Consider the following 21,185-nt stretch of genomic DNA (forward strand, 5'->3'; position numbering starts at 1 on the left):
GGCCATAACCCTTATCAAGGAATTTTTGCAATGTCTATCAGCATGCGTCAAATGCTCGAGGCCGGTGTTCACTTCGGCCACCAAACCCGTTACTGGCACCCGAAGATGGGTCAATACATCTTCGGCGCACGCAACAAGATTCACATCATCAACCTGGAAAAAACCCTGCCGCTGTTTGAAGAAGCACTGAAGTACGTGCGTCGTCTGTCGGCAAACAAGGGCACCGTGCTGTTCGTGGGCACCAAGCGTCAAGCACGCGAAATCCTGGCTGAAGAAGCACAACGCGCTGGCATGCCTTACGTCGACAACCGTTGGTTGGGCGGCATGCTGACCAACTTCAAGACCGTCAAGCAATCGATCAAGCGTCTGGAAGAACTGACCGCCATCATCGCTGACGAAAACAACGGCTACGGCAAGAAAGAACTGCTGACCATCAAGCGCGAAGTTGAAAAGCTCGAGCGCTCGCTGGGCGGCATCAAGGATATGAAGGGTTTGCCGGACGCTCTGTTCGTGATCGACACCGGTTACCAACACGGCGCCATCGTCGAAGCCAAAAAACTGGGCATCCCGGTCATCGGCATCGTTGATACCAACAACAATCCGGATGGCATCGATTACGTGGTTCCGGGTAACGACGATTCTTCGCGCGCTATCCGTCTGTACGCTCGTGGCGTGGCTGACGCTGTGCTGGAAGGCCGTAACCAGGCCATCCAGGAAGTGGTTGAGGCTGCGACTGAAGCTCAAGCGTAATTAACGCTCGGTAATATCCAGTCGAAAAAGGGGCGCAACAGCCCCTTTTTCGTAAGTATTCAAAAATCATCGAATCAGGAGAAACACCATGGCCGAAATCACCGCGAAGCTGGTAGGCGAACTGCGTGAAATGACTGGCATGGGCATGATGGAGTGCAAAAAAGCACTCGTCGAAACCCAGGGCGACATCAAAGCTGCTGAAGAACTGCTGCGGATCAAGTCCGGCAACAAAGCCACCAAGCTGGCTGGCCGTACCGCTGCTGAAGGCACCGTTGCTGTTTACATCTCCGACGACAAAAAGCTGGGCGCACTGCTCGAAGTCAACTGTGAAACCGACTTCGTGGCTAAAGATGCCAACTTTGCTGCCTTCGCTGCGCTGGCAGTGAAAGCCGTTGCCGAATCCAACGTGACCGACATCGACGCCCTGGCTAACGTCAGCGTTGAAGGCACCACCGTTGAAGAAGCACGTAAAGCCATCGTGGCCAAGCTGGGCGAGAACATCACCCTGCGTCGCTCGGTGCGTTACGAAACCAACGGCGCGCTGTCCGCTTACCTGCACGGCTCCAAGATCGGTGTTCTGATCGCCGTTCAAGGTGGCGACGAGCAACTGGGCAAAGACATCGCCATGCACATCGCGGCCAGCAAGCCGGTTTGCGTGTCGAAGGATCAAGTACCGGCCGAACTGCTGGAAACCGAACGCAAGATCTTCTCCGCGCAAGCTGCTGAATCGGGCAAGCCGGCAGAAATCGTTGCCAAGATGGTTGAAGGCCGTATCACCAAGTACCTGGCCGAAGTCACCCTGCTGGGCCAACCGTTCGTGAAGAACCCGGACCAGACCGTTGAAAAACTGCTGGCCGAGAAGGGCGCCAAAGTCGACGCATTCACCATGTTTGTGGTCGGCGAAGGCATTGAGAAGAAAGTGGTGGATTACGCAGCTGAAGTCGCTGCCGCTGCCAAGGTCTGATCAGCCTGACACCCAGCCAGGCCCTGCAATCCAGGGTCGGGCTGCGAAAACCGTATCATTCGTCTATGCTCCTTGATGGATGACACGTAATACCAACGCCGCGCGGCGACGCGCGGCGTTTGTTCGCCTGGTGTGTGCTTCGCCATGCTCACAAGGCATCGCCAAGTGCATACTTCGACCGTATCGCGGTCAACTCCCGTTTTATACCCCTCGCTTAAGGAATCTCGCATGAGCCTCGAACCCAAATACAAACGTATCCTGGTCAAACTGTCTGGCGAGGCCTTGATGGGGGAAGATAGCTATGGCATCAACCGCGTCACCATCGAGCGTATCGTCAATGAAATCAAGGGCGTAGTGGATTTGGGTGTGCAGGTTGCCATCGTGATTGGCGGCGGCAACATCTTCCGTGGCGTGGCGCCTGCCGCAGCGGGTATGGATCGTGCCACCGCCGATTACATGGGCATGCTGGCCACCGTGATGAATGCGCTGGCCCTGCAAGACGCCATGCGCCACGCTGGCGTTGTCAGCCGCGTGCAATCGGCGCTCACCATCCAGCAAGTGGCTGAGCCCTACATTCGCGGCAAAGCCATCCGTTATCTGGAAGAAAACAAGGTCGTGATCTTTGGTGCCGGTACCGGTAACCCGTTCTTTACCACCGACACCGCTGCCGCGTTGCGTGGCATGGAAGTCGGCGCCGATATCGTGCTGAAGGCGACCAAGGTCGATGGCGTATACACCGACGACCCCAAGAAGAATCCGGATGCCGTGCGCTATCACACCGTCACCTTTGACGAAGCCATCAGCCGTAACCTGAAGGTGATGGACGCGACCGCGTTTGCCTTGTGTCGTGACCAGAAGATGAATATCAGCGTGTTCAGTATCTTCAAGGCCGGCGCACTCAAGCGCGTGGTACTTGGGGAAGACGAGGGTACGCTGGTACACTGCTGAGCTTCTCTGGCATTACCTTACCGTTTTGACAGTCGGCGCCTTGCAAGGGGCCGACCTTCGCTTTAAAGAGGCTTAGTCATGATCCCCGAGATCAAAAAAGATACCGAAACCAGAATGCAGAAGACGCTCGAAGCGTTGAAGACCGATCTGATGAAGGTACGTACCGGCCGCGCACACACCGGCCTGCTCGACCATATCCAGGTCGATTACTACGGTTCGCCGGTGCCGGTAAACCAGGTCGCCAATATTTCGCTGGCCGACGCCCGCACCATCAGCGTGCAACCGTACGAAAAGAACATGATCAGCAAGGTCGAAAAGGCCATTCGCGATTCCGACCTCGGCCTGAACCCGGCCACCAACGGTGACCAGATTCGCGTGCCGATGCCGATGCTGACCGAAGAACGCCGCAAAGACCTGATCAAGGTAGTGCGCACCGAAGCTGAAGGCGCGCGCGTGTCCACGCGTAATATCCGTCGCGATGCCAACAACGACCTGAAAAACCTGCTCAAGGACAAAGAGATTTCGGAAGACGACGAGCGTCGTGGCCAGGATGAAGTGCAAAAACTGACCGACCGCTTTATCGCCGAAATCGACAAGGCGCTGGCTGAGAAAGAAAAAGAGTTGCTGACCGTCTGATCACGGCCACCGCAGCGGCGGCCCCCAGCAATGGTGGCCGCCGTTTTGTATCAAAACTTGAAGTTTGTTCAGAGGTGCGGGTTGGGCATTTTTCGCAGTTCAACGGTAGAGACGCCACAAGAGATCGCCGCTGTGCCTGAGCACATCGCCGTCATCATGGACGGCAATGGGCGCTGGGCCAAACAGCGGCTGATGCCGCGTGTATTCGGTCACAAAAAAGGCGTGGAAGCATTGCGCCGCGCCGTCAAGGCGTGCGATACGCTGGGCGTCAAATATCTGACCGTGTTTGCCTTCAGCAGCGAAAACTGGCGCCGCCCGGCCGATGAAGTCTCGTTCTTGATGGGGCTGTTCTTGCGTGTGTTGCAGTCCGAAATCGACCGCATGCACGAGAACGGCATCCGCTTGAAGATTGTGGGCGACCGTACGCATTTTTCGGCCGAACTGGTCACCATGATCGAAGCCGCAGAGCAACGCACTGCGGGCAACAGCGGGGTAACGCTGTCGATTGCCGCCGATTACGGCGGGCGTTGGGACGTGTTGCAAGCCACGCATCGCTTGCTGGCGGATCGCCCTGATCTGGCCACCCGTTTTACCGAAGCCGATATGGCGCCTTATTTTGCAATGGCCTATGCGCCGGAGCCGGATCTGTTTATCCGCACCGGTGGCGAGCGCCGCATCAGCAACTTTTTGCTGTGGCACCTGGCCTATACCGAACTGTATTTCACCGACATGCTGTGGCCGGACTTTGATCAGGCCGCCATTGAAGCCGCTATCGACTGGTATCGCGGCCGCGAGCGGCGTTTTGGCCGCATCAGCGAACAACTGCAAAGCGTAACGCCCTGACATGCTGATTACCCGAGTCATTACCGCGCTGATCCTCATTCCTTTGGTGTTGGCCGCCTTGTTTTTGCTGGGTGCGCCGGGCTGGGCCATGTTCGCCGCCGTCGTTACCGGATTGGGCGCATGGGAATGGGGCGCGCTGTGCGGCTATCGCATGCCGGCCCGGGTTGCCCTGGGCGTGCTGGTGGGCGCGCTGGTGATGGCGCTGTCACCGGGCGAGAACTTTGTGTTTCATACCGCGTGGCTCTGGCCGACCCTGGCGGCGGCCAGCCTGTTCTGGTTTGTGTTGGCCCCGCTGTGGTTGCGCAAGCGCTGGATTTTGCGCAGCACGCTGGCCAATGGCGCGCTGCCTGGCGTGCTGCTGCTGGTGGCGGCGGGTCTGGCGCTGATTGCCTTGCGTGCCGAGGCGGGTCCGCTGCCTTTGCTGTTTGTAATGGCCATTGCCTGGGTGGCTGATACTGCCGCCTATTTCTCCGGCAAAGCCTTTGGCAAACACAAGCTGGCGCCTGCCATCAGTCCGGGCAAAACCTGGGAAGGTGTCGCGGGGGCGCTGGTCGGCATTACTATCTATGCGCTGGTGCTGGGCGCCTTGACCACGCTGCCCTTGTGGAAGCTGGTGTTGGCGGCCTGGGTGTTGACCGCCGTTTCCATTGTGGGTGATCTGATGGAATCGTTGTTCAAACGCCAGGCCGGTATCAAAGACAGCAGCCAGTTGCTGCCGGGCCACGGTGGCGTGCTTGATCGCGTCGACAGCCTGCTTGCCATTCTGCCCATCGCCGCCTTGCTCTGGCCCTGGCTGATCCAGCATTAATCGCCCGGTTGATTCCGCGGCGCTCTAGAAAACTACGGCAATCCATGACCGCACCGACCCTCAGAACACTTACCGTCCTTGGCGCCACTGGCAGCATCGGCGTCAATACGCTCGATGTAGTGGCCCGCCATCCCGATCAATATCGTGTGTTTGCCATCAGTGGCGCCACGCAGCTGGATCGGTTGCTGCAACAGTGCAAACAGTTTGCGCCGCGCTATGCCGTGGTGCTGGACGAGCAATCTGCCGAAACCTTGCGTGGCATGGTGCGCGCCGCCGGGCTCGAAACCGAAGTGTTGTGTGGCGCGGCCGCGCTCGAGCAAGTGGCCTGCGCGCCCGAAGTCGATACCGTGATGGCCGCCATCGTTGGCGCAGCGGGCATGAAGTCAACGCTGGCCGCCGCGCAGTGCGGCAAGCGCGTGCTGTTGGCCAACAAAGAAACGCTGGTGCTGGCGGGCAAGCTGTTTATGGATGCCGTTACCGCCGCTGGCGCGGAACTGCTGCCTATCGATAGCGAACACAACGCCATCTTCCAGGTGTTGCCGCGCGCGCATCGCGAGCGGCCGTATCACGGCACCCTGCAACAAGCGGGTGTGCGCCGGATTCTGCTGACCGCTTCCGGTGGCCCGTTCCGTACCCGGCCGCTGGAGACGCTGGCCGCCATCACCCCCGAAGAAGCAGTGCGCCATCCCAACTGGTCGATGGGGCGCAAGATTTCGGTCGACTCGGCCACCATGATGAACAAGGGCCTTGAGGTCATCGAAGCGCACTGGTTGTTTAATGCGCGCCCCGACGAAATTACCGTGGTGGTGCATCCGCAGAGCATCGTGCATTCGATGGTCGAGTATGTGGATGGCTCGGTGCTGGCCCAGTTGGGTGCGCCCGATATGCGTACGCCGATTGCCTATGGCATGGCTTATCCGCAGCGCGTCGAATCCGGGGTGGAGCGGCTCGATTTGTTCAAAGTAGGGCGCCTCGATTTTGAAGAGCCCGATCTCAAGCGTTTTCCCTGCCTGCGCCTGGCCTTTGAAGCGTTGCGCCAGGGCGGCCCGGCGACTGCAATCGCCAATGCGGCCAATGAAGTTGCTGTGGCTGCATTCCTCGAGCACCAACTCGACTGGAATGGCATCCCCGCCCTGATCGAACACACGCTGGGCATTTGCTGTAGTAACGCCAGCGATGCCTCTATCGATCTGCTGTTGCAAGCCGACGCGCACGCGCGCGAAGTGGCGCAACAGTGGCTGCGCGAGCGCTGAACCCATGAACGGCCTGGTCGCGGCGCTCTCGTTTATCGTCACGCTGGGCATCCTGGTGACGGTGCATGAATTCGGTCATTACTGGGTGGCGCGCCGCTGTGGCGTCAAGGTACTGACGTTCTCCATCGGGTTTGGCAAGGCGCTCTATCGTTGGCAGCGCGGCGAAACCACTTGGCAAATTGCCGCCATTCCCCTCGGCGGCTACGTCCGCATGCTGGACGAACGCGAAGCCCCCGTGGCGGCAGCCGATCTTGATCGCGCCTTCAATCGCCAACATCCACTCAAGAAAATGGCCGTAGTTGTGGCCGGGCCGGCTGCAAATCTGTTGCTGGCACTGCTGTTCTACTGGGTGTTGTTTATGGTGGGCGTGTCCACCCTGGCGCCGGTGGTGGGCGATGTGGCGGTCGATACCGTGGCCAGCCATGTCGGCATCCGCGTGGGTGATCGCATCCAGCGCATAGATCAGACCCCTGTGCGCAACTGGGATGACATCCAGACCGGACTGCTCGATGCCGCCAGTCAGGGAAAAAAGTTTTCGGTGCAATTGCAGCGTAACGGGCGTGATGTAGCCGTTTCTATCGACCCGGTGGCATTTGGTATCGAGAGCGTCGATGCCGACACCCTCAGCAAGCTGGGCGTATCACCGATGCATATCGTGCCGCAGGTGTCTGAAGTGTCGCCCGGCAGCGCTGCCGCCCGGGCCGGCATCCAGCAAGGCGATCTGCTGCAGAGCCTTGATGGCCAGGCCCTCACCAGCTGGAGCATGCTGCAACATCGACTGGCGCAGGCGGCCGGCGCCCCCTTGCGCGTGGGTTTGCTGCGGCACGGTCAGCACCTCGAAGTGATCGCGCATCCGGATGTGGTCACCGAAAAAGGCAAACAAATCGGGCGCTTGGGCATTGCCCCGACGCCGGACGAGCAACAATGGGCCAGCCAGCAAATGAAAATGCGTTATGGCCCGGTAGCGGCGCTGGGCGCTGCTGTCAATAAGGCCTGGCAGACCATACGGCTGAACGGCGTGCTGTTTGGCCGCATGATCACCGGGCATGTGTCGGCCAGCCAGGTGGGTGGACCCCTCACGATTGCCCGCATGGCAGGGCAAAGCGCACAGGCTGGACTGGAGCCATTTATCGATACATTGGCGCTGGTCAGTTTGAGTCTGGCGATACTTAACCTGTTACCTGTGCCCCTGCTTGATGGCGGGCATTTGATGTATCATGCTGCCGAACTGTTGACCGGACGACCGGTGTCCGCCACAGTGGAAGCAGTCGGCATGCGGTTGGGCCTCCTCTTTCTTGCCGGCTTGATGGCGCTCGCGCTGTATAACGATTTCTACCGACTCATAACTGGCTGACTCCGCCAGAATCCGATCCGACACATGAAATTAAAAACGCTTTCCCTGTTGCTTGGCGCTGCACTTTCCGTGAGCGCACTCCCGGTATGGGCTATCGACGCATTCGTCGTAAAGGATATCCGCGTAGAAGGACTACAACGTACCGATGCGGGTACGGTCTTCAATTATCTGCCGCTCAAAGTGGGCGACACGCTGGATGATGAAAAGGCGCAAGCCGCCATCAAGGCGCTGTTTGCCACCGGCTTCTTCAACGATGTGCGGCTGGAACGCAATGGTGAAGTGCTGGTGGTTACGGTAGACGAACGCCCCACCATTTCGCAGATCAACATCAACGGCGCCAAGCTGCTGGAAAAAGACCAGATCAAGCAGGCGCTGGGCAGCCAGAACTTCACCGAAGGTCGTATTTTCGAGCAAGCCACGCTCGATGCCGCGGTGCAGGAACTCAAACAACAGTACTACTCGCGCGGTCGTTACTCGGTGATCGTCAAGACCACGGTCACACGGCTTGAACGCAACCGCGTGGGTATCGAATTCAATATCTCGGAAGGCGCCACCGCGCTGATCCAGCAGGTCAACCTGGTCGGTGCCAAGGTCTTTAAAGAAAAAGACCTGTTGGGCGAATTGTCGCTCAGCACCCCGGGCTGGATGAGCTGGTATACCAAGGACGATCAGTATTCGCGCCAGAAATTCCAGGCCGATCTGGAAACCCTGCGTTCGTACTATATGGACCGCGGTTACCTTGAGTTCAACGTCGATTCGACCCAGGTGGCGATCTCGGAAAGCAAAGAAGATGTTTTCCTGACGATCAATATCACCGAGGGTGAAAAGTACACCGTCACCGACGTCAAATTTGCCGGCGACAGCACCATCCCGCAAGCCGAGCTGGAAAAACTGGTCAAGATCAAGGCCGGTGAAACCTTCTCGCGCCAGAAACTGAACAAAGCCACCGCGGCGGTCACGGATCGTCTGGGTGTCGATGGCTACGCCTTTGCCAACGTCAACGCCGTGCCCGATGTCGACAAGGTCAACCATACCGTTGCCTTTACCTTCTACGTTGATCCGGGTCGTCGCGTTTACGTGCGCAATATCAACGTGGTCGGCAACACCATGACGCGGGATGAAGTGGTGCGCCGTGAACTGCGTCAGGCTGAATCGGCGCCGTATGATGGTTCGAAGATCAAGCGTTCCAAGCAGCGTCTGGACCAGCTCGATTACTTCCAGGAAGTGAATATCGATACGCCGCCGGTGCCGGATGCGCCGGATCAGGTGGATATGAACGTCCGGGTTACCGAAAAGAAAACCGGCCAGTTCAATATCGGCGCGGGTTACGGTCAGTCGGAAGGCGTGGTGTTGATTGCGTCGATTTCGCAGACCAACTTTCTGGGTAGCGGCAAGCAGTTCTCAGCGGAATTCAACAACAGCTCATCGCAGCGCGTGTATTCGCTCGGCCTGACTGACCCGTACGCGACGCCGGATGGCATCTCGATGGGCTGGAACTTCTACAAACGCGATACCGATCCGTCGTACAACAACCTGGGTAACTACACCACCAATGGCTGGGGTGGCGCGTTGACCTTTGGCTTGCCGGTTACTGAAGAAAACCGCGTGGGTTGGTCGTTTGGTTATGACAACCTGAAGATCGATACCACGACGTCGACGCCTGCTTATGTTGAAGACTTCGTCAACAAGTACGGCAACAAGACCGGCACGTTCAACTCGACCATCCGCTTTGCCCGTGACACGCGTGACAGCGCGTCTTATCCGACGACGGGTTGGTCGTTCAATACCTCGGCCGAAGCCTCGGTGCCGGGTTCGGACCTGAAGTACTATCGCCTGAACGCCACCAGCCAGTACTGGGTGCCGATCGGTGAAGACTTTGCCGTGATGTGGAACCTGGCAGCCGGTTACGGCAATAGCTATGGCAACACGGACTATCCGTTCTACAAGAACTTCTACGCCGGTGGTGTGAACTCGGTGCGCGGTTTTGCCTACGGTACGATTGGTCCGAAGGATGAATACGGCGACGGTATGGGCGGCAACAAGATGCTGACCAACAGCTTCGAGTTGTTCTTCCCGATGCCGGGTATGAAAAACGATCACAGCACGCGTTTGTCGGTGTTTGCGGATTCGGGTGGCGTGTGGGGTCCGGACGACAAGTTCTCGTTCAGCGATAACCGTTATTCGGTCGGTGCCGCGTTCTCGTGGGTCTCGCCGATTGGTCCGCTCAAGTTCAGTATTGCCAAGCCGATGAAGTCCAAGACGGGCGATTCGACGGAAGCGTTCCAGTTCCAGATCGGCAATATTTTCTGACCGGATATAGAAAAGAGGTTGCAAGCATGAAGTTAGCGCGACAGATCGGAATGTTGTTGTGCGTTGCGTTAGTCTCGACCGCGGCCATGGCAGCCGATGTCGGGATCCGCATCGGCTTTGTGGATACCGATCGCATCCTTAAGGAATCGGCGCCGGCAGCACGTGCGGCCAAACGGCTGGAGAAGGAATTCGAAGGCCGCCGCCTGGACGTGCAGAAGCTGGCTGATCAAGGTAAATCCCTGCAGGCGCAGCTGGACAAAGGCGGCTTGGCCGATGCGGATCGCAAAGACAAAGAGCGCCAACTGGTCAAGCTCAACCTCGATTACCAACGGATGCAGCGCGAGCTCAACGAAGACTTGAACTCGCGCCGCAATGAAGAGCTGTCGGGCATTCAGGAACGCGTGAACAACGCGATCCAGCAGATTGCCAATAGCGAAAAATATGATCTGATCTTGCAGGAAGCGGCCTATCGCAGTCCGCGCATTGATATCACCGACAAGGTGCTCAAGCTGCTGTCAGACAAGTGAGCGGCGTATGTTTTTATCAGAATTAGTGACCGCCCTTGGCGGCACCCTGCGGGGTGAAGATATCCAGGTGAGCCGTGTGGCCGCCCTCGAAAACGCCCAGCCTGATGCGCTGGCGTTTTTGTCCAATTCGCGCTTCAAAAGTCAGGCGATGGCCAGTCAGGCCGCCGCGCTGCTGATCAAGCCCGCCGATGCGGCCGATATCAGCAAGCCGTGCATCCTTACCGACGATCCTTATCTGTACTACGCACGCGCCACCGCGCTGCTGCATCCGGCCCCGGCCGTGCAGCCTGGCGTCCATCCGCGCGCCTGCGTCGACCCCAGCGCCAAAGTCGATCCCACTGCGCAAATCGGCCCCAATGTGGTGGTCGAGGCGGGGGCCGTCATCGGGGCTAACGTGGTGTTGCGCGCCAATGTTTTTGTCGGCGCCAATGCGCAGATCGGCGCTGGCAGCATTCTTTATCCCAATGTCACATTGATGAACGAATGTGTGCTGGGTGAGCGTTGCATTCTGCATCCGGGCGCCGTGATTGGTGCCGATGGCTTTGGCAATGCCTGGGCCAAGGATCACTGGGAGAAAATCCCGCAGATCGGGCGTGTGGTGCTGGGCAATGACGTTGAGATAGGCGCCAATGCCACGGTGGATCGCGGTGCGATTGACGATACCGTGCTCAGCAATGGCGTGCGCATTGATAACCTGGTGATGCTGGGCCACAACGTGCACGTGGGCGAGCACACCGCCATGGCAGCCATGAGCGGTATTTCGGGTTCGGTGCGCATCGGTGCGCGCTGCCAGTTTGGCGGTGCCACCCGTATGGGCGGCCATATCGAGATTGGCGACGATGTCATCCTGCTGAATTCGGCATTGGTATCCAAGTCGATCCGCAACAAAGGCATTTACGCGGGTAGCCCCGTGCAGACCCACGATCAGTGGCTCAAAAACGCCGCGCATTTGCGGCACCTTGATGCACTGAGCGGCAAGGTCAAACAACTGGAAAAAAAGCTGGCGGCGCAAGACACTGCCGCAGCGCAGGAGGAAGAATGAGCGAAACAATGGATATCAATGAAATCATCAAATACTTACCGCACCGGTATCCATTTTTGCTGATAGACCGCGTGACTGAACTTGAGCTGGGCAAATCGATCAAGGCCATCAAGAACGTCACCATCAACGAACCGTTTTTCCCCGGGCATTTTCCCGGCTACCCGGTCATGCCGGGTGTGTTGATCATGGAAGCGCTGGCGCAAGCCGCAGGCGTGCTGTCGTTCAAGAGCGATGGCAAAGAGCCGGATGGCAGTTCGCTGTATTTCTTTGCCGGTATCGACAATGCGCGCTTCAAGCGCCAGGTGGTGCCGGGTGATCAGCTGACCTTGTGTGTTGAGCTGCTGCAGTCCAAGCGTGGCATCTACAAGTACGCCGCCAAAGCCTATGTCGGCACCGAGCTGGCGGCCGAAGCCGAATTGCTCTGCGCCGAGCGCAAGGTGAACAAGAGCCTGTAAGCGCGCGGCGCGCGCGATCGATCAGGCAGGTTGTTGCGGCGGGCGTTATGCCCGCTTCATCCTTTCAGGACCCGCATTTATGGCAAATATCCATCCCACCGCCGTGGTCGATCCGCGCGCGGTTCTGCATGACAGCGTGGTCGTCGGCCCGTACGCAATCATCGGGCCCGATGTCAGCATCGGCCAGGACACGGTGATTGATGCACACGTGGTCATCAGCGGTGTAACCCGCATCGGCGCGCGCAATCGCTTCCATTCGTTTGGCAGCATCGGTTGCGACCCGCAAGACAAAAAGTACAAGGGCGAGCCGACGCGGCTGACCATCGGCGACGGCAACACCTTTTTTCAATACATCACCATTTCGACCGGCACCGCGCAGGACGAAGGCATCACCAGTATTGGCGACAACAACTGGATCATGGCCTACGTGCACGTGGCGCATGACTGCCGCATCGGCAGCAATACGATTTTTGCCAACAATGTCACGCTGGCTGGCCACGTGCATGTTGAGGACTGGGTTTTTCTGGGCGGGTTTACCACCGTGCACCAGTTCTGCCGCATTGGCGCGCATGCAATGAGCGCGTTCACCGCCGCGATTTCGCAAGACGTACCGCCGTTTGTTGTGGCCGCAGGCAATCGGGCCAAGCCCGCTGGCGCGCACAGCGAAGGCATGCGTCGTCACGGCTACAGCGCCGAGCAGATCAGTGTGGTCAAACGAGCCTACAAGGCGCTGTATCGCCAGGCGCTGAGCATGGAAGACGCCCAGGCCGCGTTGGCCGAAATGGCGCAGACTTCGGCTGAAGTGGGCGCGATGTTGGCATTCGTGCAAGCCAGCGAACGTGGCATTATCCGGTGAGCTGGCAACCGTCTGCTTGTCCCTTAACTCTGTTTTCCGTGTGAGCCGATGATAGATCGACTCTTTCCGCAAGCGGGCGGTCATCCGCGTATTGCCATCGTCGCGGGCGAAGCCTCGGGCGATTTGCTGGGTGCCGCGCTGATCGAAGCGCTGCGCCAGCGTTTGCCCCATGCCATTTATAGCGGCATTGCGGGGCCGCGCATGAAAGCCGAGGGCGCGCATAGCGTGGTGCCGATGGAAAAGCTGGCCGTGCGCGGCTATGCCGAAGTGATCAAGCATCTGCCCGAACTGCTGCGTATCCGGCGTGAACTCAAAGACGCCATCCTGCGCGAAAAGCCCGATCTGGTGATCGGTATCGATGCGCCTGATTTCAACCTGGGCCTCGAAGCCGCGTGCAAAGCCGCCGGGATTCCGGTAGTGCATTACGTCAGCCCGTCCATCTGGGCCTGGCGCGCCGAACGCCTGAAGAAAATCGGGCAAGCGGTGTCGCACGTGCTGTTGCTGTTTCCGTTTGAAGAAGCGCTGTATCGCCAGGCGGGGATTCCAGCCACTTATGTGGGGCATCCGCTCGCTGATCAATTTCCGCTCGAACCCGACCAACCGGCCCTGCGCGAAACGCTGGGAGTGCCGGTGGCGTCCACCGTGTTTGCGCTATTGCCGGGCAGCCGCCAGAGTGAACTGGCGTTGCACGCCGCGCTGTTTGTCGAAACCGCGCGCAAACTGTTTGAGCGCTATCCCAATGCAGTTTTTCTGGTGCCGTTCATTACGCGAGAAACGCGCGATATGTTCGAAACCGAAATGTGGAAGCAGGGCGCGCAAGAACTGCCGTTCCGTTTGATGTTCGGTCACGCGCATGAAGCAATGCAGGCGTCAGACGCCATCGTGGTGGCCTCCGGCACCGCCGCGCTGGAAGCCATGCTGGCCAAGCGTCCGACGGTAGTCACCTACCGGCTGACCAACTTCACCTATCGCATGGTGCGCAAAAAGATTAAAACGCCCTACATCAGCTTGCCCAACGCGCTGGCGGCTGGCTTTGTGGTGCCTGAACTGTTGCAGCACGACGCCACCGCCGACAATATCGTGCAAGCCGTTTCAAACATGATTGATGACAAGCGTTTTGCCGCGCGCATTAACGCTTGTTTTACCGGGTTTCATGAGCAATTGCGCTGTGGCGCAGCGGATCGCGCCGCGGATGCGGTGGTCAAGGTGTTGGGGAAGGGCCGTGGCTGACAAGGCGATCAAGCCGATCAAACTGGTGTGTGGTGTGGACGAAGCCGGGCGCGGGCCGCTGGCGGGTTCGGTGTTTGCCGCCGCCGTGATCCTGCCGCCGCGCCATCGCATCAAGGGGCTGGATGATTCCAAAAAGCTGAGCGAAGCCCAACGCGAAAAGCTGTTTCCGCAAATTCAGGAAAAAGCCCTTGCCTGGTCGATCGCCTTTGCCACGCATGAAGAAATCGATCGCATCAACATATTGCAGGCCACCATGCTGGCGATGCAGCGTGCGGTTGCCGGTTTGCACACGCCGCCGGAACTGGCCTTGATTGATGGTAACCGGGCGCCGCAACTGGGCTGCGCGGTGCAGACCATTATCGGGGGCGACGCACTGCAGGCTTGCATCTCGGCCGCGTCCATCCTGGCCAAAGTGGCGCGTGATCGCGAGCTGTTGCAGCACCACGAAACCTGGCCCGATTACGGTTTTGCCCGCCACAAAGGCTATGGCACGCCCGAACATCTGAGCGCGCTCAAGCGCCTGGGCCCATGTCCGATCCATCGCAACAGTTTTGCGCCGGTGCGTATGGCCGTCGCACAAATGTCGCTCTGGGAGTAAGCCTGGGTTGTCGCTTGCAAGCCCTTGCCTCTAAACTGCGGGAATGCGGGATAAATGACATCTGGATAAGGGGCCACAACGGTTTGTGGAATCACGGATGTTTGTGTTGATCAGGCGCGCAGATCTGCGCTGTTCTACATAGAAAAATCAAAGTGCCGTCATTCACGGCCACTCCCCCGAATTCAATACAGGGAATACACGGCGCATGTTCGTCATCATTGGTTATATTTTCATGGTCGCCTGTATTTTTGGCGCCTATGCGGCACACGGCGGCGAATTGGGCGTGCTGTGGCAACCGGTCGAAATCATCATTATTTTTGGTGGCGGCATTGGCGCCACCATCGTCGGCTATGGTGGCAAGCCGATGAAGGCTTTCCTCAAGTCGATTCCCTTGCTGTTTAAAGGCCCGCCTTACAACAAAAACTTTTATATGGATTTGTTCGCGCTGATGTTTGAGCTGCTGTCCAAAATCCGTAAAGAGGGTTTGATGTCGATTGAAGGCGATGTGGAAGATCCGCATAACAGCCCGGTGTTCAGCAAATATCCCAAAGTGGCGCACGACCACCATCTGGTTGAATTCATTACCGACTATTTGCGCTTGATGGTGGGCGGCAACCTTAACGCCTTTGAAATCGAAAACCTGATGGATGTGGAAATCGATACTCACCATCACGAAGCCGCCGACCCGGTCACTGTGGTGACCAAACTGGCTGATGGCTTGCCGGCATTCGGGATTGTGGCGGCGGTGATGGGCGTGGTGCACACCATGGGTTCGCTGCATTTGCCACCGTCCGAGCTGGGCAAGCTGATTGGCGCGGCGCTGGTGGGTACCTTTATGGGTATTTTGCTGGCCTATGGTTTTGTCGGCCCGCTGGCGGCCATTCTGGAAGCACGCAATGCCGCCGTGCACCAGGCGTTTACCGTTATCAAGACCACCATGCTGGCCAGCCTGAATGGCTACGCGCCGCAAGTGGCGGTCGAATTTGGCCGCAAGGCACTTAATTCGACCGAGCGCCCCAGCTTCAAGGAGCTGGAAGAATTCGTGAAGAACGCCAAGTCGAAATAACATCGGCGCGTAATCCGATCAACCAACGCCGCGCAGCCTTGCTGCCGCGGCGTTCTGCCTTGCAGGGGCAACCATGAGCGACGACTCACAACGTCCCATTATCGTAAAGCGCATCAAGAAGGGCGAACACGGCCACCATGGCGGCGCGTGGAAAATCGCCTATGCCGACTTCATGACCGCCATGATGGCGTTCTTTTTGCTGATGTGGCTGCTGGGCTCAGTCTCCAAAGGCAATCTGAAAGGCATTGCTGATTACTTTTCCAATCCGCTCAAGATTGCGCGGCGCGGCGGCGAGGGCGCGGGTGATGCCGATTCGCTGGTCAAGGGCGGCGGCAAAGATTTGACGCAGCAAGTGGGCCAGATGAAAAAAGGCGCAGTGCAGCAAGATGAGCAGGCCAAAGATCGGCGGCGCTTGTCGGCATTGCAAAAGAAATTCCAGGCCATGATGGATGACAAGGCCAAAACCAATAGCAAGCTGGCGCAATTCAAAAACCAGCTCAAGCTGGATATGGTGGCCGAAGGTTTGCGCATTCAGATTGTCGATGCGCAAAACCGTCCGATGTTTAAATCGGGCAGCAGCGAGCTCGAACCGTATGCGCGCGATATTCTTGATGAAATCGGCAAATTGCTGGTCGATGTGCCCAATGATATTTCGCTATCCGGCCACACCGATGCGCAGCAATTCGCCGGCGGCCAACGCGGCTTTAGCAACTGGGAATTGTCGGCCGATCGCGCCAATGCGTCGCGTCGCGAATTGATTGATGGCGCGGGTGTGCCGGGCGAAAAGGTATTGCGCGTCAATGGCTTTGCCGACCAGATTCCGCTGGATAAAAGCAATATCTACGCGCCGGTTAATCGCCGCATCAGCATCGTGGTGTTGAACAAAGAAGCGGCTGACGAAATCCGCAGCCAGGCGGGCGTAACGCAAGACGCGTCGGCACCCGCCGATGCCGCCAATCCTGGCCCGGCCGCAATGGCCACCACGCCGGATGCGCCCGCCGCGCCCGCGACTTCGACCACCGGGCGCGTGGCGGGGCCCGCTAACGCCCATCCTGTTGCACCTGCCCACGAGTAATGTCGCAGCCGCTGCGCTTTGTCTTGTTGCAACTGGCCGCGGTGCTGCTGGCTTTCTGGCTGCTGCCGCGTGCAGGCTTGCTCAATCAGGCGGTGACGGCCGCCTTGCTGGCCGCCATTGCCGCGCGCGTGGTGCATGACCGCCGCTGGTGGATGCTCATACACGCCGTGTTTCCGTTGGCCGTAGTCGGCGCGTTGACGCTCAACGTGCCGTCCTGGGTCTGGCTGGTCGCTTTTGTGCTGATGTTTGTGGTGTATTCCGGAGCGGTGCGTAGCCGCGTGCCGCTCTACCTCAGCAACCCGCATGCGCTGGGCAAACTCTCCGAACATATTCCGCCGCACGCGCGCCTGCTCGATATCGGCGCGGGCACCGGCACCGTGCTGGCGTGGTTGCATCGCCAGCGCCCCGACGTGCAGCTCAGTGGCATCGAACTGGCATGGCTGCCGTGGTTGATCGGCCGCGCGCGCCTGGGCAAGGCCGCCACCTGGCTGCGCGGCGATGCCATGGCGCTCAACCTGGGCGGCTATGACGTCATCTATGCTTATCTTTCGCCTGAGCCGATGGCCGCTCTGTGGCTTAAACTGCAGCAAGAGTGGCAGCCCGGCAGCCGTCTGATCAGCAACAGTTTTGCAATCCCCGGTGTTCCGCCTGACGAGATTGTCGAGGTGGAAGACTGGAAAAACAGCAGACTTTATATATGGCATCACCGATGACGCATCAGCCGTGGATCGACTACTGGTCGGGCCGCGCGCTGCCCATGTTGCAGCGCAGCCACGAGCAATTGCAGCCCATGCTGCGCCGCGCCGAACGCGTGCGGCCCGCCGATGTGGTTGATCTGGTGCTGCGCGATCCGCTGTTGACGGCGCAGGTGCTGCGCGTGGTCAACCAGCGCATGCGCTCCAGTCTGTCGGCCGATATCGTCAGCATCGACAACGCGTTGCAATTATTCGGTACGGCGCCGTTTCTGGATCGCTTCAGCCGCATGCCGGTGCTGGAAGATCTGATCCTGCCCGCCCACCCGCAAGCCTATGAACGCATCCAGAAACTGGTGGTGGATGGCCGCTTTGCGGCGCGCCTGACGCGCGACTACGCCAATCGGCGCATGGACGCCCGCCTGGACGAAGTGTTTATTGCCGCGCTGATGGCTTGTGTGCCGCCCATTCTGTATACCCTGGCCAGCACCGAAACCGCCCAGCCTCCCGCGCCGGGCGCCGCGCATGAATTGTTCAGTGCCTGGCGCTTTCCCGAAGCCGTGCTCACGCTGATGACGCCGGCGGCCGAAGGCGGGCCACGCGTGGTGTTGCAGCATTCTGCTTTGCGGCTGGCACATGCGCTGGACCGGGGCTGGTGGCAAAGCGAGGTGCAGACCGAACTGGCTACCCTGGCGGGCGTGTTGCAAGAGGACGTGGCCAATACCTGGAGCACCGCGCGCAAGATGATGTTGACGCAGGTGCAGCGCGAGCCCTTTGGTGAAATGCGGCTGCAGGCGCCGCGCTGGTTGCCGATGTTGCCCGGCGAATGGCCCAAACCACCACGCCCGGTCGCCACGCCGGTCATGGCCTCGTTGCCCACAGTGGAAGTGAGCGCCGCGCCGCCACCGCGCGCCACCCCGCACACCGTAACCGCAGCGGCAACGGCGGCAGGCGCCGCGTCGCCCGCGACGGATGCGCCAGTACGCGATGTCTTGTCGGTACGGATGCAGGCTCTGCATCTGGCGGGAAAACAGGGCGCCACCGCGCAGCAACTGATCAATCTGAGTCTGCGTGCCCTGGTTGAAGGCCTGAATATGAAGCGCGCAGCATTCCTGGTTTACGTGCCCGCCGACCAGCGTCTGCAAGCGCGGCTGGTGCAAAGTGCTGATCCGCACGAGCCTCTGCGCGATCTGGTGCTCGCCGCCGTTACCCCGCATCTGTTTACCCGCTTGCTGAACAAACCGCAGGCGGTGTGGCTGCACAATGGCACGCGCGCCGAAATTCAGCCGCTGCTGCCCGCGCCCTGGTTGCAGCGCTTTGGCAATGGCGACTTCTGCGCGATGTCCTTGTTTATGGGTGCCAAGCCGATCGGCATCTTTGTGGGCGAACGGCCCAGCGACGATCCGCTCGCCGATGCTGATTTCGCCAGCTTTAAACAAGTCTGCCTGCTGGTGGGGCGTGCCCTGAGCGACAGAAGCCCCAAGCCATAACCACGGGCCGCGATATGGGGCCGCAATATGAACATGCGGCTTTGTAGGGTGGGTCGTGACCCACCCTATGTGATGGCGGCTTTGCTGGTCGGTTTGCGCGCGGTTGGCCGTGGTGGCAGACGCAATGCTGCCCGACCGCGCCGCGCGCGGTATCATCTCGCCTTTCTCGTCGTTAGCCCCCAATCCCATGGATCTGATCCAGTCCGCGCAAAACCCGCTCTACAAGCTGTGCCACAAGCTCGCCGAAAACCGGCGCGACCGGCTCAAGCTCGGCCAGACCTTGCTCGATGGTCCGCATCTGGTGGCGGCGGCGCTGGATGCGGGCTGGCCACTGGAACGCATCCTGATCAGCCAGAGCGGCCTGCAGCGCCCGGAGCACCAGACCCTGCTGGCGCGCTATGGCAAAGACCCCGCCTTGCTGGACGACGCGCTGTTCGCCACGCTGACCGAGCTGCCCAGTGCCACCGGCCTGATCGCGCTCGCCCACATCCCCAATGCGCCCGCACTGCGCCACGCGGGCCTGTGCCTGTGGCTGGATGGGGTGCAAGACCCCGGCAATGTCGGCGCAATATTGCGCACTGCGGCGGCGGCCGGGGTGCAGCAAGTGGCGTTGTCGCTGCATAGCGCCGATGTCTGGTCGCCGCGGGTTTTGCGCGCGGGCATGGGCGCGCATTTTGCCCTGGAGATTGTCGAGCGCACCGATCTGCTGGCCGCCGCCAGCCAGTTTAACGGCCGCATCGCCGCCTTGATGCTCGACGGCGCCGTTGATTTGTATGAAAGCGATCTGCGTGGCGATGTTGCCCTGGTGATGGGCGCGGAAGGTCAGGGCGTGAGTACCGAACTTGAAGCTGCCGCCACGCTGCGCCTTAAAATCCCGATGCAACCGGGTATCGAATCACTCAACGTCGGCCACGCCGCCGCCATCTGCCTGTACGAACGCGTGCGCCAGAGCCGCGTATAATCGCGCGTCTGTTGCGCCCGCCAGGATCGTCACCATGTCCGCACCGTCTGAAAGCTTTTACGTGCCCGCCACGCTGCCACTGCGCTGGTCCAGCCAGCCGGGCCAAAGCGCGCTTGAGGCGACGCGTTATCTGCAAGTGCTGATGCTGCTGGAGCATCCGGAAGGCGACGAGCCTGATCCGATGCAGCGACGGCTGGATTTGCAGCTGTTGTGGCTGGGGCGCCTGCTGACGCCGCAACTACCGTCGCACGCGGACGTGCAATTCGGGCTGGATGATCTGGTCTGGACGTCAGCGCAAGCGTTGCTGGCCGGGCAGCAAGGCTGGCTGGATGTATCACTCAGCCATGAATTTGCCTATTTGCTGAGCCTGCCGCTGGAAATCAGCGCCGCCGAGCCGCAAGGTGACACCTGGCAAATCCGCGCCCGCTACCTGTGGCCGCAACCAGCCCTGCGCGAGGCGTTTGAACGCGTGCTGTTCAGCCGCCATCGCGTGCATATCCGTTCTTTGCGTGGAGCAAGTCTTGATTCTTGATGCCGTACCCGCCGCCTGGCAACCGTTGCTGCAATCGCTGCGACACGATCCCGCTTTGCTGGCGCTGTCTGATTTTCTGGAAGCCGAAGCCACCGCCGGCAAGGCCATCTATCCGCCGCGCGAACATTGGTTTGCCGCGCTGGAACATACCCGACCCGACGCCGTGCGCGTGGTGATCCTGGGGCAAGACCCGTATCACGGACCGGGCCAGGCGCACGGCTTGAGCTTTTCGGTGCCGCCCGGTGTGCGCATGCCGCCGTCGCTCAACAACATCTGGAAAGAACTGGCGCGCGATTTTGGTCTGACGCCGCCGCAACACGGCACGTTAACGCGCTGGGCCGAGCAGGGCGTGTTGCTGCTGAACACGGTGTTGACGGTCGAAGCCAACAAGGCCGCATCGCATGCCAAACGCGGTTGGGAAATCCTGACCGACACCCTGATCCGCGAACTGGCCGCGCGTGAAACCGGCGTGGTGTTCTTGTTGTGGGGCAGCCACGCGCAGAAAAAAGCCGCGCTGATCGACCGCCAGCGCCACTGCGTGCTGGAATCGGTACACCCCTCGCCGCTGTCCGCCTATCGCGGCTTTATCGGCTGCGGCCACTTCAGCGCCGCCAACCAGTACTTGCAACAACACGGCCGCGCGCCCATCGACTGGGCGATCTGATGCCGCCCAACGTCTGTCCGAAGAAAGCATAGGGTGGGTCTAGACCCACCACCCAAAGCCATTTGCCAGTAGTGCGGAGCTTGGCAAGCCACTCTGGGTGGTGGGTCTAGACCCACCCTATGAGACAGCGG

Annotated in this window: 22 protein-coding genes; all 22 read left to right on the forward strand. The window is 59.7% G+C overall.

The features are described 5' to 3' along the window. Positions 1 to 30: 30 nt before the first annotated feature. The 22 genes from rpsB (at position 31) to ung (ending at position 21,054) form a co-directional block, all read left to right on the forward strand. Positions 31 to 750, forward strand: coding sequence for a 30S ribosomal protein S2 (gene rpsB, locus ACYQ1A_RS06605; RefSeq protein WP_053935932.1), 720 nt, complete (start codon positions 31 to 33; stop codon positions 748 to 750). A gap of 88 nt (positions 751 to 838) precedes the next feature. Then, positions 839 to 1,714, forward strand: a complete 876-nt coding sequence (gene tsf, locus ACYQ1A_RS06610; RefSeq protein ID WP_499361168.1) for a translation elongation factor Ts — start codon at positions 839 to 841, stop codon at positions 1,712 to 1,714. A 228-nt stretch (positions 1,715 to 1,942) separates the two neighbouring features. Then, complete coding sequence (pyrH, locus tag ACYQ1A_RS06615) at positions 1,943 to 2,662, forward strand: UMP kinase (protein ID WP_053935934.1); 720 nt, start codon at positions 1,943 to 1,945, stop codon at positions 2,660 to 2,662. A gap of 78 nt (positions 2,663 to 2,740) precedes the next feature. After that, complete coding sequence (frr, locus tag ACYQ1A_RS06620) at positions 2,741 to 3,298, forward strand: ribosome recycling factor (protein ID WP_499361169.1); 558 nt, start codon at positions 2,741 to 2,743, stop codon at positions 3,296 to 3,298. Positions 3,299 to 3,454: 156 nt separating this feature from the next. After that, positions 3,455 to 4,141, forward strand: coding sequence for a polyprenyl diphosphate synthase (gene uppS / locus ACYQ1A_RS06625; RefSeq protein ID WP_499361361.1), 687 nt, complete (start codon positions 3,455 to 3,457; stop codon positions 4,139 to 4,141). Between the two features lies 1 nt (position 4,142). Beyond that, the gene (locus ACYQ1A_RS06630) at positions 4,143 to 4,949 is read left to right on the forward strand and encodes a phosphatidate cytidylyltransferase (protein WP_499361171.1); all 807 of its coding nucleotides are present in this window, start codon (positions 4,143 to 4,145) and stop codon (positions 4,947 to 4,949) included. 44 nt (positions 4,950 to 4,993) lie between these two features. Beyond that, positions 4,994 to 6,202, forward strand: coding sequence for a 1-deoxy-D-xylulose-5-phosphate reductoisomerase (gene ispC, locus ACYQ1A_RS06635; protein ID WP_062223698.1), 1,209 nt, complete (start codon positions 4,994 to 4,996; stop codon positions 6,200 to 6,202). 4 nt (positions 6,203 to 6,206) lie between these two features. Beyond that, positions 6,207 to 7,556 (forward strand): RIP metalloprotease RseP, encoded by a 1,350-nt coding sequence (gene rseP, locus ACYQ1A_RS06640; RefSeq protein ID WP_499361173.1) that lies wholly within the window; start codon positions 6,207 to 6,209, stop codon positions 7,554 to 7,556. Positions 7,557 to 7,625: 69 nt separating this feature from the next. Further along, the gene (gene bamA / locus ACYQ1A_RS06645; RefSeq protein WP_499361174.1) at positions 7,626 to 9,866 is read left to right on the forward strand and encodes an outer membrane protein assembly factor BamA; all 2,241 of its coding nucleotides are present in this window, start codon (positions 7,626 to 7,628) and stop codon (positions 9,864 to 9,866) included. 26 nt (positions 9,867 to 9,892) lie between these two features. Beyond that, positions 9,893 to 10,393 (forward strand): OmpH/Skp family outer membrane protein, encoded by a 501-nt coding sequence (locus tag ACYQ1A_RS06650; protein ID WP_499361176.1) that lies wholly within the window; start codon positions 9,893 to 9,895, stop codon positions 10,391 to 10,393. Positions 10,394 to 10,400: 7 nt separating this feature from the next. Then, positions 10,401 to 11,435: a UDP-3-O-(3-hydroxymyristoyl)glucosamine N-acyltransferase gene (gene lpxD / locus ACYQ1A_RS06655; RefSeq protein ID WP_499361177.1), complete on the forward strand. Its 1,035-nt coding sequence runs from the start codon at positions 10,401 to 10,403 to the stop codon at positions 11,433 to 11,435. Further along, positions 11,432 to 11,890: a 3-hydroxyacyl-ACP dehydratase FabZ gene (gene fabZ / locus ACYQ1A_RS06660; protein ID WP_499361178.1), complete on the forward strand. Its 459-nt coding sequence runs from the start codon at positions 11,432 to 11,434 to the stop codon at positions 11,888 to 11,890. The genes lpxD and fabZ overlap by 4 nt, the downstream gene beginning before the upstream one ends. 79 nt (positions 11,891 to 11,969) lie before the next feature. Continuing rightward, the gene (lpxA, locus tag ACYQ1A_RS06665; RefSeq protein ID WP_499361179.1) at positions 11,970 to 12,746 is read left to right on the forward strand and encodes an acyl-ACP--UDP-N-acetylglucosamine O-acyltransferase; all 777 of its coding nucleotides are present in this window, start codon (positions 11,970 to 11,972) and stop codon (positions 12,744 to 12,746) included. 48 nt (positions 12,747 to 12,794) lie between these two features. Further along, positions 12,795 to 13,976, forward strand: a complete 1,182-nt coding sequence (gene lpxB, locus ACYQ1A_RS06670) for a lipid-A-disaccharide synthase (RefSeq protein ID WP_499361181.1) — start codon at positions 12,795 to 12,797, stop codon at positions 13,974 to 13,976. Next, complete coding sequence (gene rnhB, locus ACYQ1A_RS06675) at positions 13,969 to 14,574, forward strand: ribonuclease HII (protein WP_499361183.1); 606 nt, start codon at positions 13,969 to 13,971, stop codon at positions 14,572 to 14,574. The genes lpxB and rnhB overlap by 8 nt, the downstream gene beginning before the upstream one ends. 205 nt (positions 14,575 to 14,779) lie before the next feature. After that, entirely contained in the window at positions 14,780 to 15,640 is an 861-nt protein-coding gene (motA, locus tag ACYQ1A_RS06680) for a flagellar motor stator protein MotA (protein ID WP_053935945.1), read from the forward strand. Positions 15,641 to 15,713: 73 nt separating this feature from the next. Then, positions 15,714 to 16,715 carry a flagellar motor protein MotB gene (gene motB, locus ACYQ1A_RS06685; RefSeq protein ID WP_499361184.1) on the forward strand — a complete coding sequence of 334 codons (1,002 nt, stop codon included), beginning with the start codon at positions 15,714 to 15,716 and terminating at the stop codon, positions 16,713 to 16,715. Beyond that, the gene (locus ACYQ1A_RS06690; RefSeq protein WP_499361185.1) at positions 16,715 to 17,428 is read left to right on the forward strand and encodes a class I SAM-dependent methyltransferase; all 714 of its coding nucleotides are present in this window, start codon (positions 16,715 to 16,717) and stop codon (positions 17,426 to 17,428) included. Before motB ends, ACYQ1A_RS06690 begins: the two co-directional genes overlap by 1 nt. Next, the gene (locus ACYQ1A_RS06695) at positions 17,413 to 18,897 is read left to right on the forward strand and encodes an HDOD domain-containing protein (RefSeq protein ID WP_499361187.1); all 1,485 of its coding nucleotides are present in this window, start codon (positions 17,413 to 17,415) and stop codon (positions 18,895 to 18,897) included. Before ACYQ1A_RS06690 ends, ACYQ1A_RS06695 begins: the two co-directional genes overlap by 16 nt. A gap of 124 nt (positions 18,898 to 19,021) precedes the next feature. Further along, positions 19,022 to 19,858: a TrmH family RNA methyltransferase gene (locus tag ACYQ1A_RS06700; RefSeq protein ID WP_499361189.1), complete on the forward strand. Its 837-nt coding sequence runs from the start codon at positions 19,022 to 19,024 to the stop codon at positions 19,856 to 19,858. 34 nt (positions 19,859 to 19,892) lie between these two features. Beyond that, positions 19,893 to 20,390 (forward strand): hypothetical protein, encoded by a 498-nt coding sequence (locus ACYQ1A_RS06705; RefSeq protein WP_499361190.1) that lies wholly within the window; start codon positions 19,893 to 19,895, stop codon positions 20,388 to 20,390. Beyond that, positions 20,380 to 21,054 (forward strand): uracil-DNA glycosylase, encoded by a 675-nt coding sequence (gene ung, locus ACYQ1A_RS06710; RefSeq protein WP_499361192.1) that lies wholly within the window; start codon positions 20,380 to 20,382, stop codon positions 21,052 to 21,054. The genes ACYQ1A_RS06705 and ung overlap by 11 nt, the downstream gene beginning before the upstream one ends. Positions 21,055 to 21,185: the final 131 nt, after the last annotated feature.

This window comes from Silvimonas sp. JCM 19000 (genome assembly GCF_054652575.1).

Excerpts from the sequence above, each read along its gene's own strand:
- motA (WP_053935945.1), top strand. The coding sequence starts at position 14,780 with ATGTTCGTCATCATTGGTTATATTTTCATGGTCGCCTGTATTTTTGGC.
- ACYQ1A_RS06695 (WP_499361187.1), top strand. The coding sequence starts at position 17,413 with ATGGCATCACCGATGACGCATCAGCCGTGGATCGACTACTGGTCGGGC.
- tsf (WP_499361168.1), top strand. The coding sequence starts at position 839 with ATGGCCGAAATCACCGCGAAGCTGGTAGGCGAACTGCGTGAAATGACT.
- frr (WP_499361169.1), top strand. The coding sequence starts at position 2,741 with ATGATCCCCGAGATCAAAAAAGATACCGAAACCAGAATGCAGAAGACG.
- lpxB (WP_499361181.1), top strand. The coding sequence starts at position 12,795 with ATGATAGATCGACTCTTTCCGCAAGCGGGCGGTCATCCGCGTATTGCC.
- lpxD (WP_499361177.1), top strand. The coding sequence starts at position 10,401 with ATGTTTTTATCAGAATTAGTGACCGCCCTTGGCGGCACCCTGCGGGGT.
- pyrH (WP_053935934.1), top strand. The coding sequence starts at position 1,943 with ATGAGCCTCGAACCCAAATACAAACGTATCCTGGTCAAACTGTCTGGC.
- ispC (WP_062223698.1), top strand. The coding sequence starts at position 4,994 with ATGACCGCACCGACCCTCAGAACACTTACCGTCCTTGGCGCCACTGGC.
- ACYQ1A_RS06650 (WP_499361176.1), top strand. The coding sequence starts at position 9,893 with ATGAAGTTAGCGCGACAGATCGGAATGTTGTTGTGCGTTGCGTTAGTC.
- ACYQ1A_RS06630 (WP_499361171.1), top strand. The coding sequence starts at position 4,143 with ATGCTGATTACCCGAGTCATTACCGCGCTGATCCTCATTCCTTTGGTG.
- fabZ (WP_499361178.1), top strand. The coding sequence starts at position 11,432 with ATGAGCGAAACAATGGATATCAATGAAATCATCAAATACTTACCGCAC.
- rseP (WP_499361173.1), top strand. The coding sequence starts at position 6,207 with ATGAACGGCCTGGTCGCGGCGCTCTCGTTTATCGTCACGCTGGGCATC.
- ACYQ1A_RS06700 (WP_499361189.1), top strand. The coding sequence starts at position 19,022 with ATGCTGCCCGACCGCGCCGCGCGCGGTATCATCTCGCCTTTCTCGTCG.
- ACYQ1A_RS06690 (WP_499361185.1), top strand. The coding sequence starts at position 16,715 with ATGTCGCAGCCGCTGCGCTTTGTCTTGTTGCAACTGGCCGCGGTGCTG.
- motB (WP_499361184.1), top strand. The coding sequence starts at position 15,714 with ATGAGCGACGACTCACAACGTCCCATTATCGTAAAGCGCATCAAGAAG.
- rpsB (WP_053935932.1), top strand. The coding sequence starts at position 31 with ATGTCTATCAGCATGCGTCAAATGCTCGAGGCCGGTGTTCACTTCGGC.
- uppS (WP_499361361.1), top strand. The coding sequence starts at position 3,455 with ATGGACGGCAATGGGCGCTGGGCCAAACAGCGGCTGATGCCGCGTGTA.
- ACYQ1A_RS06705 (WP_499361190.1), top strand. The coding sequence starts at position 19,893 with ATGTCCGCACCGTCTGAAAGCTTTTACGTGCCCGCCACGCTGCCACTG.
- lpxA (WP_499361179.1), top strand. The coding sequence starts at position 11,970 with ATGGCAAATATCCATCCCACCGCCGTGGTCGATCCGCGCGCGGTTCTG.